The organism is Cohnella lupini, from assembly GCF_003386205.1.
Taxonomy (GTDB): Bacteria; Bacillota; Bacilli; order Paenibacillales; family Paenibacillaceae; genus Cohnella; species Cohnella lupini.
Window position 1 is genome coordinate 21,485 of sequence record NZ_QRDY01000016.1, and the last position, 13,073, is coordinate 34,557.

A 13,073-nucleotide genomic window follows, 5' to 3' on the forward strand; every position below is an offset into this window, starting at 1 on the left:
ACGACTCCGGTTAGCACCCATCGATCGAAAGGCGGATGCATCCCCCTGTCCGGCAACCTTGAGGACACAGTTGACTTGCATGGGGTTATCCCGAATAATCGAAGTTGTAAATGTCCACTTCGAACATCTCAATTACGACACAAGGGGAATACTGATGGAACTCCGCGATAGGATAATGGAAGCAGCCGAGCAGGCTATACGAACGAACGGACTGTCTAAGACGACCACCAAGGAAATCGCGCGCATAGCGAATTGTTCGGAAGGCTCCTTGTACAATCATTTTCATAGCAAAGAGGATTTGTGCATTCAGGTCATGAAGAGACATCTACAAGGGTTCCTGGATGTATTATTTAAGCTTCCCGGTCGAAAAGGAACCCGAACCGTGAAGGAGAATTTGGCGGAGGTTGCCCTAGCCGCCTTGGATTATTTCCATTTGTCGATCGTTATGACCGCCTCGATGTTCACGGAGCCCGATTTTCTCGTTCGCCATCGGGAAAGCTTCGAGCAGAGGAACGAAGGACCACACCGGGCCAACGAGATCGTCGCGACTTACGTTCGCGCGGAGCAGAAGCTGGAGCGGGTGAATTTGGACGTAAATGCTCGCAGTATTGCGGATTTGTTGCTCGGAGCTTGTTTTCAGCATGCGTTCCATCTGCAATTCCTAGGAGAAGAGGAACCGCAAGAGACGCGGGCCAAATACGTCGAAGAGGTATTGTTGACGATGACGCGTCAGCTTTTCTCATGAACAAGGGAATAAAGTTTCTCTTGACAGTGTCAAGAGGAGCTTCTATATTAATGTTGAGTGAGCGCGCACTCACCAACTGAGGCGACGTCTACCTCCACTCCTATTCTTCGTCAGATTATGAGTGAGTGCACACTCACTATACAAACAATCTACTAACAGAGAAGAGGTATTAAGATGAATATTGCCGTGTTCGGAGCGAACGGTCCTACGGGAAGGTTATTAACGAAACAAGCAATCGAGGGGGGACATAGGGTCACGGCGGTTACCCGTAATCCGGAAGCGTTCCCGCTACGGAACGCAAGATTGAACGTGTTCCGTGGAGACGTGTACGATCTTGCGTCGGTCGAACAAGCGATCGAGGGACAGGACGCCGTGCTATCTACGTTAGGTGTTCCCTTCAGTCGGCAACCGATTTCCGTGTATTCGCAAGGAATGGATCATATCGCGAAGGCGATGAACAAGCACGGCGTACGCCGCCTCGTCTGCGTGAGCTCGAGCGCTACCGATCCCCACATTGATCCCGATGGCGGCTTTATTTTCGAAAAAATCGTCCAACCAGCTATCATTAAAACAATTGGTCGAACTTTGTACGAGGATATGAGGAGAATGGAGCAACAAGTAAAAGCAAGTAATCTGGATTGGACGATTGTACGACCTTCCGGACTGTTCGAGACGCTGGAAGTAACCCCATACCAGATGGCGGAAACCTATATCAAAGGGAGATTCACGTCGAGGAACGATCTCGCGGCCTGCCTACTTGAGCAAGCATCCAGCGAGGAATACGTTCGCAAAGTCGTGGCGGTAGCGACTACGGCGGTCAAGCCGAGCATGCTTAAGCTCATAATGAAGGAAGCGTTTCAGAAAAAACATAAATAGTCACGGAATGCGACTGATTGTCCGTATTTCTGCTGGCGTGATTAATAGCCCTCTTCAACCGGAGAGGGTCTCCATTACCGAACGCGGCACGGACGAGAAAATGAACGCTTTTGATGATATCAACTTCACCCTCATCGCCCTTGCCCTTCTCATTGAAGGCGTAGCTTTGTCGGCCATCGGTTCAAGATGCCGTTACGAAGTATTTGCCGGTCTCCCTCAACAAACACTTACAATATGTTACAATCAACGGAGTGTTTTAGTAGATACGACGATCATGAGAGGTTGATAGGCAGATGATTCGATTATCGCAATTCCGTTTCAAGATTGTATTGGCTTTCCTTATGCTTGGACTCCTTCTGGTTTCCGCGCGCGGTGCCCCCTCTTCCGTATTGGCCGCGGATGCAGACTCGGACAGCATTAGTAGAGGCGACTTCATTCAACAATTAGTCTCATCCGCAGAGCTGCTTCCGCCGCAATCGAGCGAGCTTGGCAATGAACCTTATATTCAAGCAGCTATCGGCGCCGGATGGATTAAGCCCCAAGATTTCGCGAAGGGCGATTGGACAACGCCGATTACCCGCACCGAGGTCGCTAAGCTCACTGTAATCGCATCCAAGAAACATATGATCGGTAGCAAGGAGAAGCCGGATGATCTCAAGTGGTTCTATCTAGCGATGTCTAATGGGATAATGACGAGTTTCTCCGAGGTTGATCGCCTTGGCAAATATGAGAAGGTGACGATCCAGGAAGCACAAGCGATTTGTACCCGATTCTCGCAAGTGCTAGACGGGAATACATTGCCAATCGATAAACGTGCCACTTCCGTGGCGGAGATCATGTGGCATCGAACCAATATGATGACAATGTTTAATCATTATTTGTACAACCTTTACGATGAGAAAGGTCAGGTCATCGGGACGAAGAAGAAAGGTACTCATGAAGATCCATATCGTCAGCAGACCACGCGCGCCTCTTGGGACTATCTTCTGACTTCGGCCGACAAGCAGTACCAGACCGAAATGACCGGCCTCTACGTTATAGATTTGGATGATCCGAAAGATCCGTACCTGAATAAAATTCCCGGCCGCCTTAATGAATTTTACTGGGAACCGAGGGATTTTGAAACCAGCTATATTACGGTGGATGGTAAGAAAGTCGAGACAAGAACGAAGCATTCTTTGGCTAAAGTGAAGGATGCGTATCTCGTTGTTCTTAATCAGAAGGTATTAATAAACAAAATCTCATTCAGAGAGAAGCAATGGGCATTGGCTGGTTTATATAAAGAAGGCGCGATGGATTTATCCTTACGAGGCGTCGCGGTGTATCCGGAGAACACGAAGGAGCACAATGCATTCCTGGAACAAGAGCGTACCGGAAAACTTTTGACATGGAATTACGTATTTAAGCCGACCCTCTTCAAGCATCCCTCTCAAAACCATTACACGGAGATCCGCGATAAAAAATATAAAATGTACGTTATTCCCAAAAAAGCGTTGAGTACAAGCAGAATGTCGGTGACTCTTAATTTCGGTATCAGCTCTACCGTCAGCGCCACGCATAACTTATTTACATTCAATATAGGCGGGTACGCTCTTCAATCTAGCAAAGCGACTTTTCCGGTGGAATTGACTTAATCTAGCCTCGCCCTTAGAAGACCGTCCTTCATCCCTTTTTACGGGTGGCTAATTCGAGCTTGTCCTTCAGGGGTATCGAACTTCGGCCACCTTAGCGGCCTTTCATAAACGACCGGACCTCTTCAACGGAGGGGGCCGCGCTTGCTCCTCCGATTCGAAGAGTCGCCAGCGCTCCGCAAGCGCAGGCAAAATCGAGCATCTCGCGGCTATCCCCGCCAGTTAGATAACGATAGATGAGCCCCGCGTTAAAAGAATCCCCGGCGCCGGTCGTGTCGATCGGCGTTACCGGGAACGGTTCTCCCCATGTACGGTTCCCTTGCCGATCCAGCATGACCGCGCCTTTCGAGCCGCGCTTTACGGCGACGATATTACGCTTAACAGGCAATTGTACAAGAGCCTCGTCCAATTGTTCTGCCGGGTAAATTCGCATCAACTCATCCTCGCTAGGAATGAAGAACGTCGTATACTCCAATAATTCGGAAATGAGGTCCGGGTACCATTGTTCGTGAATATCCCAACCCGTATCGAACGAAGTGCCGATATTCGCGGCGGACGCTTCTTTGAACACTTGCAACCAGTGCGTTCTCATATCCTCCTGCAAAAAATAAGAGCCAAAATGAATGTGATCCGCTGCCGTAAACAGCTCCTTCGGCAGATGCTCCGGCCTTAAATGCGGAATTGCGCCCATATATGTGAGCAATGCGCGATCCTTCTCCGTGGAGAGGGAGACGGTCACGCCGGTTTTTAGCGTCTTATCTATAGTGACGTACCGCGTATCAACGCCTCTTTCCCTCAACTGATCGATGCAGAAATGCCCCAATTGATCGTCCCCAACGACGCTTACCATATATACATTTAGTCCGAGCCCGGATAGTCCGGAAGCCGTAATGGCGGATGAAGATCCGAGAACGATATCGAAAGAATCGAGAAGCTTCTCCTTGTTCCATTCCGGTACGACGTCGCGGCCTTTCAGAATCATGTCCACATTCAATTCACCGAGAATATACACGTTTTTGTTCATGTCTAAGCACCGCCTATTTAAATTCTCTTTTCTAAATATCGGATGACTTGTCATTTATGTGTATACCGGTAGGCTTGCCCAAGAAAAACCGAGCACTTCTGAATATCCTATGGGGATTCCCATGAATGCTCAGAAGAGGTGACTTTAGCTTGAAATTAAAGAAACTATCTCGACCCTATCGAAAAATCGGCACAATTCCCCAGTCCAAAAGGGTGTTCCGCACCGCTACTCAGATTGTCAACTTTGCGATCATTGGCGATAGCCATGTCGGATATCAGAATGGCTTGAGTATTTTTAGAAACTTGCTTCCCCAAGCGGTGAAATCCGGCAATAAGAAGTTCGTTATTTTCGGAGGGGATAATAAGCACGGGTCAACGGGGACTCAAGCAGACGTGGATTATAAAGCATTCAAGGACACGGCTACGGCAATCTTAAAGCCCAAAGGGATCCCCTTTAAGGCATCGATAGGAAATTGGGAGGATAACACGAGGGCGCAATTCAAGAAATACTTAGGCAATGTCTTAGGTCAGATGAATTTCCCAGGTACGCAGGGGAAGGTGAAATATGTCTGGCTGGACAATGCGTCCGGCAAATTCAGCTACGCTAGTATCAGCTTGCTTAAGACGCTGGACCCCAATTACTACTATATTATAGATTGCCATTGGCCCCTAAGAGTGAGCGGAATTACGATAGACCCCACCCATATCGTGAGCCAACAGGAGACGGATAATTTCTTTAGAGCTATCCCTTCTGCAGTGAGAAATAAGGTGTTAGGAATTTTCACTCACCACGCTCATGCATTCTACGAGAAACTATCCAATGTGTATCCAGGATTTACGAAAACGAAATTCTATGTATGCGGATGTTCAGGTGCTTACCAATGTAAATGCGGCGCGTCTAGCTGCGTCCGTGGATACTATGAGGCAAGCTTGGCTATCCAAAACAATCGGGTCGATCTTACCGTTAGTACTCATCGATCATGAGCCTTTTCTAAATATTTGCGCACTTGGAAGGGATTTCTATCGTTGCGAAGAACTCTTATAACGACCGGACTTAATCTTCATTCTATCGTTTTACAGTTTTCAAGAGTGGAGGGTGAGACAATGGCCGTTAAAGAGCAGACGATATTTAATACGATCGGGAACAAAATCAAAACAACGGATAAAGAGATTCTTATTGTCGGTAGAATTCACGAACCGCTGATTATGATATTGGAAAACGTATTAAGCCACGCGGAATGCGATGCACTGATTGATTTAGCTAAGAACAGATTGCAGCGAGCGAAAATCGGCAAATCTCACTTAGAAAGCGATATTAGGACGAACAGCAGCATGTTCTTCGAAGAAAGCGAGAACGAATGCATCCGAACCGTCGAAACCAGAATTTCCGAATTGATGAATATCCCGGTTTCACATGCGGAACCTCTGCAAATTTTACATTATAAACCCGGTGAACGGTATCAGCCTCATTTTGACTATTTTACGTCCGGAAATGTTGCCAATAATCGCATTAGCACGCTGGTGATGTACTTAAATGACGTGGACGAGGGCGGCGAAACGGAATTTCCCGCGCTTCGGTTTTCAGTAACGCCTAAAAAAGGCAGCGCCGTCTATTTTGAATATTTTTATAACGATATCCGCTTAAACGAGCTAACGCTACATGGGGGAAATCCCGTTGAGGCCGGCGAAAAATGGGTAGCGTCCCAATGGATGAGAAGACAAATACACCGCTACGATTAAAGAGTTCCCCGCACAGATTGCGCGAGCAACATTAACGAGAGACCTTGACCATACAACGTCGAGTATTGCGGGATTTGGTTATATGCCTCTATGCTATCCATGACAGGAGTGCCTCCGGATACGCCCGCAACGATTCCATTCTCCATCACGTGGGAGATGACCGCTTGCAATACACGATCGGCGGCTTCTTCATATCGCGCTTCCTCCGGAAGCCACCCTCCCTCCATCGCCCTTAGCAGTCCGTAGCCGATTCCCGCGCTACCGGACACTTCGGGGTAATACTCCGCTTGGTCCATCACCGTGCTCCATAACCCATCCTCCCGCTGGAAGCTTAGCAATCCATCCATCAATCGAATGTATCGGTCTGCGACTTCAGAGTCCACCGGGACGAGCTTCGCCGTCTCTTCGAGAATCATCGGCACGCCCGCCGCGATCCAGCCGTTCGCTCTCGTCCAGCGAGCCGCGGACATATGGTCGCGAGTTACGCAATTCCAGCCGTGGAACAAGACGCCGCTCGCAGGATCCTCCAATAATCGAAGGTGAATCAACACTTGTCTCTGAGCTTCCTCGGCAAATACCACATGGCCTGTAATCGTAGCCGTTCGCGCCAGGAATAGCACCGCCATGAAGATCGTATCCGCCCATACCTGCTCGGCGAACGCTACTTGCTCGGTGACGGTGTGCTCGAACGCTTGCTCGCGGGTTCGAGGAGCCTCGGCGACGAGCCATTCCGCGATTCGAACGGCTTCGTCCCGGTAAGCTTCTTCGCCTGTCACCCTATAGAGCGCCGGGAAGATCGCGTAAGGAGCGATTCCGTTAATGACCCTTGAGCCGGCGGCTTTGGATTGGTTGCGGGCAACCCATTGCCGCAAGTATTCTAGCACCTCCGGCCGGTCCGTCGCCTCGTAATACTCAAGCATGGCGATGACGCCGACGCCGGGCACCCAGTCCCAATGATCGATGTCCATCCCCCAGCTTCCCGCGTGGTTTTCTTTCATCTGAAGCCATATTTTCTCGGCTATGCGTTTCTTTGGCATGAATTCCCCACTCCTTCAAGAAAGTAATCTTCTTTGACTAGTGTAGCAATCGAACGTCTCCGACTCTTGGGAAAACGTACCGAAAAAGTGGGGAATCGTCCACGGATGATGTTATGATGAAGGAGCCATTTCAGAATGTTATGGAGGCGTTGACATGTCTCTTGCGACACCGAACAGCCAAACTTCCCCTTCCTATGTATGGGATGACGTCACCGACCGTTTCCTCGCCGATTATCCGGTTCATTGCGCCAAGCGCACGAATTCGATTCAACAGCGAGTCATGCACGCTCATCGCGGTTTCGAATTTTATTTGTGCACGAAGGGCTCGGGCACTCTGTTTTGCGGGAATCGCATGTATCCTTTGCACGAAGGAACGCTGACGGTGATTCCTCCGCACGTCGTTCACCGCCCTTATACCGATCGGAATGCCGCGTTTCACCGTTACGTGCTGTCCGTGGACGTACCGTATATGGAAAGCTTGGATGCCGTTTGCGCATCCCCCGGTGCCGGAATAACGCAGCTTCTAGCCGGGCCGGATGGCGACGGCGGTCACTTCTACTTGAATCATGCGCAGTTCGATCGGGCGACGACTTTGTTGGCGACGTTGGTTGAAGCGCTGGCTCACGATGGTCCGCTCAAACAGTGGATTCAGCTCAGTACGCTTTCCGAGCTATTCGTATTGATCATGGGCTTACATCATGCGCCGCAAAGCACGGAGAGGGACAAGTCTGCGGAGGATTCTCTATTGGGAGACGTGCTGGAATACCTCGTCGCGAATTATCGGGAGAACATTCAGATCGAGGACGTGACGAAGCGGTTTCCGGTATCCCGTTCTTATTTGCTTAGGCTATTTAAGGAGAAAACCGGGGACACGATCATGCGTTTCGTCGCCGAGTATCGGCTGAATGAAGCGCGGAGGCTGCTTGCCGCGGGGACCCTGTCCGTCACCGAAGTCGCGAGCCGTGTCGGATTCGGCGACTTATCCCACTTCTTCGGACTATTCAAGAAGGCGACGGGGCTTACCCCCAAGCAATATCGCGATCGCGCTTCGGGGCGATTAAGCAAGTGACCACTGAGCGCAATCGACAGGAACCCTTATGTTCGGCTAGACTAGACTTGTCGCAAGCTCGGACATTATACTTTAGTAAGCTTGAGAAGTAGATACGGAGGGAAAGATCTCGATGAGCGATAAAATAAAAAAGGTAGTCGTAACAGGTGGAAGCGGCATGTTGGGCCGATGGATCGTTAAGCATTTCGTCGAGCATGGCTATGAGGTGTTAAACGTCGATACGCGACAACCGGATGAGGCATTGTGCCCCACGCTGATCGTGGATCTTGAAGATTTGGGCCAGACGTACGGCGCGCTGGCCGGCGCGGATGCGGTCGTTCATATGGCGGCCATTCCGCGGGCAGGGATGGTTCCGCCCGAAGTGACGTTCCGCAACAACGTGATGTCGACTTACAACGTCTTGGAGGCTGCCTCCGGTCTTGGCATCAAGAAAGCGGTCATCGCCTCTAGCGAATCTTCGTACGGTATTTGCTTCGCCGTTCATCCGTTCGGCCCGCAATACGTGCCAATGGATGAAGCGCATCCGCAGCTGCCGCAAGACAGCTACGGCTTGTCCAAGATCGTCAACGAGCAAACCGCGGACATGTTCTACCGCAGATCCGGCATTCAGGTCGTATCGCTGCGCCTCGGCAACGTCATTCCGCCGGAATGGTACGAGCGGTTCCCATCTTGGATCAACAACCCGGAGGAGCGCGAACGGATTCTGTGGAGCTACATCGATACTCGCGACGCGGCTGAAGCCTGCCGTCTAGCGATCGAAACCGACGGGCTTGGCTCCGTCGCGCTTAATCTCGCTTCGGACGAGACGAGCATGGCCGTTCCTAGCCGCGAGCTGATGACCGCCCGCTATCCGGAAGTGATCGACTTCCGCGCTCCGCTTGAAGCACACGAATCGCTGCTCAATAGCGACAAAGCCACGAAGCTGCTTGGCTGGAAGCCACAATACAAATGGCGCGAACAGCTCGACAAGTAATTTATTCGCTAGAGGTTGCCCCGATCTCTCCACTTGACGGGGACAACCTCTTTTTTGCTTGAATCATTCATCATCGAAGAAGGTGCACCCTCTTGAGTTATGTTCTGCTCCTACTGGCGACGTTAGCCTGGAGCTTCGTAGGGGTTCTAGTCAAAACGGCGTCGACTATGGTGGACAGCTCCATTATTTCGTTCGCGCGCTTCTTCTTCGGCGTGATCTGTCTGATCGTCTTTCTGTACATTCGGGACGGCAAGCTTCAGCTCCGTCTGGGGATGAAATGGATCTGGATAGGCGCGATCGGCAAAGCCGCCAATTACACGTTCGAGAATATCGCTTTGCATATCGGCTATTCCTACGGCAATATTCTCGTTCAGCCCGTTCAGACCGTCGTTCTCTTGTTCGCTGCAGGATGGTTGTTCAGGGAGAAAATATCGCTCCGCGGCTGGATTGCCGCGGCGTTCTGCGTCGTCGGCGTTATCGTGATCGGTTGGAACGGAACCGCGCTTGACGAGCTGGCGAGCGGCAGCGGCCTGACGACGCTTCTGTTCACGCTGGCCGGCATCGGCGCCGCCGTGCACGTATTAAGCCAGCGGATGCTCTTGAAGACGATGGACAACGGCAACATGAATTTATCCGTTTTCCTATTGAGCACGATCATCGTCGCCGCTCCGATTCCGATCCAATCGCAAGGTTTTATCGGCCCGATTACGGTATGGGCTTGGGGAGCTTTGGTCCTGCTTGGCGTTATTACGGGCCTCAGCTTTTTCTGGTTCGCGGAGGCCATCAAGCGCGGCGTGCCGTTCGGGGTCGTTGCGATTGTCGGGAACAGTACCGTCCTATTTACGATATTGTGGTCTTATCTGTTTTTCAACGACCCGATCACGATCTACATTATTAGCGGAACTCTAGTATTCGTAGCCGGACTCCTCTTGTTGAGTTTTCCGATGCCGCGCCGAAGCATTCGCCAAGTAGACGATTCGTTGGCGGCACCGTAAGTTTGGCGGAACTTAAGCACAGCAATCCGGGAAAAGCGCGACGGATGAAGTTTAAAGCGAGTCGGCCGAGGCACGTTTAAATTTGCCGTTTTGGCATGCTTATGCTTCCAATTTACCGCGGCAAACTTATGCTTCCAAAATGAAAAAGCCCTTGATTATCAAGGACTTTTCTGGACTAGCCAATGGGATTTCAAAACGCATCATTCATCAAACGTAATCCTTTAGTTCAAAAAATCAAATGACTACTCGAGTTCAATTTTGTTAAAGTGCACCTGCATCTCTTGCCGAATAGTACGACGGGTAAATCGGTCGATAATGTAATTCGTCTCTTATACGCGTTGTATCGACGATCATATTCCATGGATCAAAATCTTGCTGCAGCGCTTCTGACGAAACTTCGCTATTATGAAGCTGCAACAACTCCGCAACGGAGATCGGTGCATCGTCGGCAACATTGTAGATTCGGCCATCAATACCTGGTGTGGAAGCTGCGAGCATCAGGGCTTGACTTACATCCGCATGGTGAGCCATATGCATTCGTTTGGCTGGATTCCAATTACGCAATAACGGCAGAACTTCCTTGATATGGGGATCGTGCTCACCATAGACAAATGGAAGCCGTAATATGCGCAGTCCTAATTCCTGTTCGCGATGAAGCAGTAGCAGCGCCACTTCGGCATCAGCTTTGGTTTGAGGATAAGGAAAGGCGGGCTTCAACTCGTCATCTTCACGGCTCGGTCTCGAATGATCCCCGGAACCGTATACATGATTGGTGCTGGAAAAAATAAACCTTGGCACATCCGCCTTCAACGTAGCTTGAGCTAAAGCTATGCTGCCATCGATGTTTGCTATACTGGTGGTGTTCTCGTCTGCACCACGGAACTGTGCTGCCAAGTGAACCACAACATCAGTGCCCCGGAGAGCGTCAACATAATTGTCCGGCTGCAGAAGATCGCCTTCTAAAACTTCAGCCCCTTGCTGGTGAAGCCAGTCCGCCTTTGCAGCGTCCCTAACCAACAGTTTAACGTGATGACCGCGCTGTAACATACGCGGAACAAAACGGCTTCCTACTTTACCTGTGGCTCCAGTTACAAAAATGTTCATTTTTCAAGTCCTTTCCTTCGTTTTATTTGATGCTATACGGGCAGTATAATAGAAAGTGCAAATAGCATCCTTCCTGCGTCTATCGTATGACTGGAAGTGTCAGGATAAGGAGGAGTCATAAATGAAAGAGATTTCTTCCAGAATGTCGTTAGGCGATTTTTTGCGTTCGCGTAGAGAACGCCTTACTCCAGGAGATGTAGGGTTAGTATCCTATGGACGACGACGGACAGCGGGGCTTCGAAGGGAAGAAGTAGCCCAGCTTGCCCATATTGGAGCATCATGGTATACCTCTTTAGAACAAGGCAGAAATGTCAATCCCTCAGAGGATGTACTAAATAACATAGCAAAAGCGCTGCGATTGACTGAGGATGAACGTCACCATCTCCATATTCTTGCAAGACCGGTACAACAGGAAGAGGTAGAAGACCAGCAATTGAATGTAGGTTTGGAACGGACGATAAGGGCTCTTGATCCGAATCCAGCATTCGTGATTGGAAGGTACTGGGACTTGTTGTTATGGAACAAAGCAGCCGAATTAGTTTTCCGTTTACCGTCATTTTCTATGCACCAGAGACCCAATTGGATGAGACGTCTTTTGACGGACGCTAAGCTAGGATCGAACATAGAGGATTGGGAAGCCAGAGCACAAGTCTTGATTGCTCACTTTCGTGCGGATTACGCACACTTCCCTTCTGATACGAGGTTTAAGGAACTTATTGAAGAATTCATGCAGACCAGCCAGCTGTTTCGCGAGATATGGCCGTTACATGACGTTCAGGCCATAACAGACCGCCACAAACGGAGATACGATCCTCGTATCGGAGAGATGGAGTTTGAACATGTGACCTTGCAACTTCCGACCAATCCGAATCTGAAGATCATGATTTATACAGCTTCAACGGATACGGCTGCGCGTTTGCGAAGTTTAATGAGCACTCGGGAGCATTGATAAGTCACTCGTGACTTGCGGTTAGAGACATCACTCAAGAACTGTGATGGCGCTATTCTGCACGTTCGCTTAATGAAATTACCGAAGCACTGGCCCGCCCCGTTAGGTAAAGATTATTGAACGATTTAACCGGTGCCCTCGCTTACCATAAGTTTTTCAAAAATGTGTTCTGGAACAATAAGCTTGCCAAAGGTGCAAATACTTTATTGTTTCAAAAACAAAAAACATAATAAATGGCTTTGATAATGCGCCCGACCCTTTACCTCCTCAAAAATGGGACAGTGTGTAAATTCAGTAAAATATAGACATTTTCTTATTTGGCAAACTTAGATTCTGATAATGGCAAACATATGAGTTAAATCACAACCCATTCTAGGCGGATGAGCAAATCCGAAGGAATGGGGTTTTTGAATGTGGAGAATTCGATGAATGGAGCATACTCAAGTCGTCGTTTCCTCGATGCCTTTTTTAAGCCCCATATGCTCCAGATGAGCTCTGCCCCACTGATGTATCGTCTGTAACACGGGCTTCACGGAATGGCCGTATTCGGTAAGCGAATATTCCACCTTCGGTGGGACGACCGCATAGACGACGCGCCGTATGATGTCTTGCTCTTCCAGCTCCCGCAATTGCGAAGCGAGCACCTTTTTCGTGATGTCGGGAATATCTCTCTGCAGCTCGCTAAACCGCTTGGTCCCTTGAAACAGTAAGAATAAGATGGAAATTTTCCACTTCCCGACGATCACGTCAAGCGCCGGCTCGACCGTACAGTATTGCATATCGTTATCCATACCGGGGCTCCCGTTCACATGGTTACTTTGATGTTACCCTGACACCTTAATGTGCCTACTTCGCAAAAAGCAATCTCGGGCGCATAATGACATTGCGGCCGATGCAAGAAACGGCGGCAACATTCTAATAATAACAAACA

Annotated in this window: 13 protein-coding genes; 9 read left to right on the forward strand and 4 right to left on the reverse strand. The window is 49.7% G+C overall.

What is annotated here, in order from left to right; genetic code table 11:
* Positions 1 to 154: 154 nt before the first annotated feature.
* From DFP95_RS20995 to DFP95_RS21010, 3 genes are all read left to right on the forward strand, one after another.
* Positions 155 to 745, forward strand: a complete 591-nt coding sequence (locus tag DFP95_RS20995) for a TetR/AcrR family transcriptional regulator (protein ID WP_181907547.1) — start codon at positions 155 to 157, stop codon at positions 743 to 745.
* A 174-nt stretch (positions 746 to 919) separates the two neighbouring features.
* Positions 920 to 1,621, forward strand: a complete 702-nt coding sequence (locus DFP95_RS21000; RefSeq protein ID WP_115994659.1) for an NAD(P)-dependent oxidoreductase — start codon at positions 920 to 922, stop codon at positions 1,619 to 1,621.
* Positions 1,622 to 1,914: 293 nt separating this feature from the next.
* Positions 1,915 to 3,255, forward strand: coding sequence for a hypothetical protein (locus DFP95_RS21010; protein WP_115994661.1), 1,341 nt, complete (start codon positions 1,915 to 1,917; stop codon positions 3,253 to 3,255).
* 91 nt (positions 3,256 to 3,346) lie between these two features.
* Here DFP95_RS21010 and DFP95_RS21015 read toward each other — a convergent pair whose 3' ends face one another.
* On the reverse strand, positions 3,347 to 4,276 hold the full coding sequence (locus tag DFP95_RS21015; RefSeq protein WP_115994662.1) for a carbohydrate kinase family protein: 930 nt from the start codon (positions 4,274 to 4,276) through the stop codon (positions 3,347 to 3,349).
* Between the two features lie 149 nt (positions 4,277 to 4,425).
* On the opposite strand from DFP95_RS21015, the gene DFP95_RS21020 reads away from it, so the two are divergent.
* On the forward strand, positions 4,426 to 5,259 hold the full coding sequence (locus tag DFP95_RS21020; protein ID WP_245987811.1) for a metallophosphoesterase: 834 nt from the start codon (positions 4,426 to 4,428) through the stop codon (positions 5,257 to 5,259).
* Positions 5,260 to 5,379: 120 nt separating this feature from the next.
* Entirely contained in the window at positions 5,380 to 6,015 is a 636-nt protein-coding gene (locus tag DFP95_RS21025) for a 2OG-Fe(II) oxygenase (protein WP_115994664.1), read from the forward strand.
* Here DFP95_RS21025 and DFP95_RS21030 read toward each other — a convergent pair.
* Entirely contained in the window at positions 6,012 to 7,052 is a 1,041-nt protein-coding gene (locus DFP95_RS21030; protein ID WP_115994665.1) for a glycoside hydrolase family 88/105 protein, read from the reverse strand. The two genes, DFP95_RS21025 and DFP95_RS21030, sit on opposite strands and share 4 nt — an antisense overlap.
* A gap of 154 nt (positions 7,053 to 7,206) precedes the next feature.
* Here DFP95_RS21030 and DFP95_RS21035 point away from each other — a divergent pair, with 154 nt between their 5' ends.
* The 3 genes from DFP95_RS21035 (at position 7,207) to DFP95_RS21045 (ending at position 10,089) form a co-directional block, all read left to right on the forward strand.
* Complete coding sequence (locus DFP95_RS21035; RefSeq protein ID WP_115994666.1) at positions 7,207 to 8,121, forward strand: AraC family transcriptional regulator; 915 nt, start codon at positions 7,207 to 7,209, stop codon at positions 8,119 to 8,121.
* A 112-nt stretch (positions 8,122 to 8,233) separates the two neighbouring features.
* Positions 8,234 to 9,094, forward strand: a complete 861-nt coding sequence (locus DFP95_RS21040; protein ID WP_425453308.1) for an NAD-dependent epimerase/dehydratase family protein — start codon at positions 8,234 to 8,236, stop codon at positions 9,092 to 9,094.
* 92 nt (positions 9,095 to 9,186) lie between these two features.
* Positions 9,187 to 10,089, forward strand: a complete 903-nt coding sequence (locus tag DFP95_RS21045; RefSeq protein WP_115994667.1) for a DMT family transporter — start codon at positions 9,187 to 9,189, stop codon at positions 10,087 to 10,089.
* A 261-nt stretch (positions 10,090 to 10,350) separates the two neighbouring features.
* Here the strand turns inward: DFP95_RS21045 and DFP95_RS21050 are convergent, their stop codons facing one another.
* A complete protein-coding gene (locus tag DFP95_RS21050; RefSeq protein WP_115994668.1) occupies positions 10,351 to 11,193 on the reverse strand; it encodes an NAD-dependent epimerase/dehydratase family protein in 843 nt (280 codons plus the stop codon).
* A 121-nt stretch (positions 11,194 to 11,314) separates the two neighbouring features.
* Between DFP95_RS21050 and DFP95_RS21055 the strand changes: the two genes are divergently transcribed.
* A complete protein-coding gene (locus DFP95_RS21055) occupies positions 11,315 to 12,142 on the forward strand; it encodes a helix-turn-helix transcriptional regulator (RefSeq protein WP_115994669.1) in 828 nt (275 codons plus the stop codon).
* Between the two features lie 440 nt (positions 12,143 to 12,582).
* On the opposite strand, the gene DFP95_RS21060 is transcribed toward DFP95_RS21055, so the two are convergent.
* Complete coding sequence (locus tag DFP95_RS21060; protein ID WP_115994670.1) at positions 12,583 to 12,933, reverse strand: winged helix-turn-helix transcriptional regulator; 351 nt, start codon at positions 12,931 to 12,933, stop codon at positions 12,583 to 12,585.
* Between the last annotated feature and the right edge of the window lie 140 nt (positions 12,934 to 13,073).

Coding starts and splice junctions, on each gene's coding strand:
- DFP95_RS21040 (WP_425453308.1), top strand. CDS start 8,234: ATGAGCGATAAAATAAAAAAGGTAGTCGTAACAGGTGGAAGCGGCATG.
- DFP95_RS21025 (WP_115994664.1), top strand. CDS start 5,380: ATGGCCGTTAAAGAGCAGACGATATTTAATACGATCGGGAACAAAATC.
- DFP95_RS21060 (WP_115994670.1), bottom strand. CDS start 12,933: ATGGATAACGATATGCAATACTGTACGGTCGAGCCGGCGCTTGACGTG.
- DFP95_RS21055 (WP_115994669.1), top strand. CDS start 11,315: ATGAAAGAGATTTCTTCCAGAATGTCGTTAGGCGATTTTTTGCGTTCG.
- DFP95_RS21000 (WP_115994659.1), top strand. CDS start 920: ATGAATATTGCCGTGTTCGGAGCGAACGGTCCTACGGGAAGGTTATTA.
- DFP95_RS20995 (WP_181907547.1), top strand. CDS start 155: ATGGAACTCCGCGATAGGATAATGGAAGCAGCCGAGCAGGCTATACGA.
- DFP95_RS21010 (WP_115994661.1), top strand. CDS start 1,915: ATGATTCGATTATCGCAATTCCGTTTCAAGATTGTATTGGCTTTCCTT.
- DFP95_RS21035 (WP_115994666.1), top strand. CDS start 7,207: ATGTCTCTTGCGACACCGAACAGCCAAACTTCCCCTTCCTATGTATGG.
- DFP95_RS21015 (WP_115994662.1), bottom strand. CDS start 4,276: ATGAACAAAAACGTGTATATTCTCGGTGAATTGAATGTGGACATGATT.
- DFP95_RS21030 (WP_115994665.1), bottom strand. CDS start 7,052: ATGCCAAAGAAACGCATAGCCGAGAAAATATGGCTTCAGATGAAAGAA.
- DFP95_RS21050 (WP_115994668.1), bottom strand. CDS start 11,193: ATGAACATTTTTGTAACTGGAGCCACAGGTAAAGTAGGAAGCCGTTTT.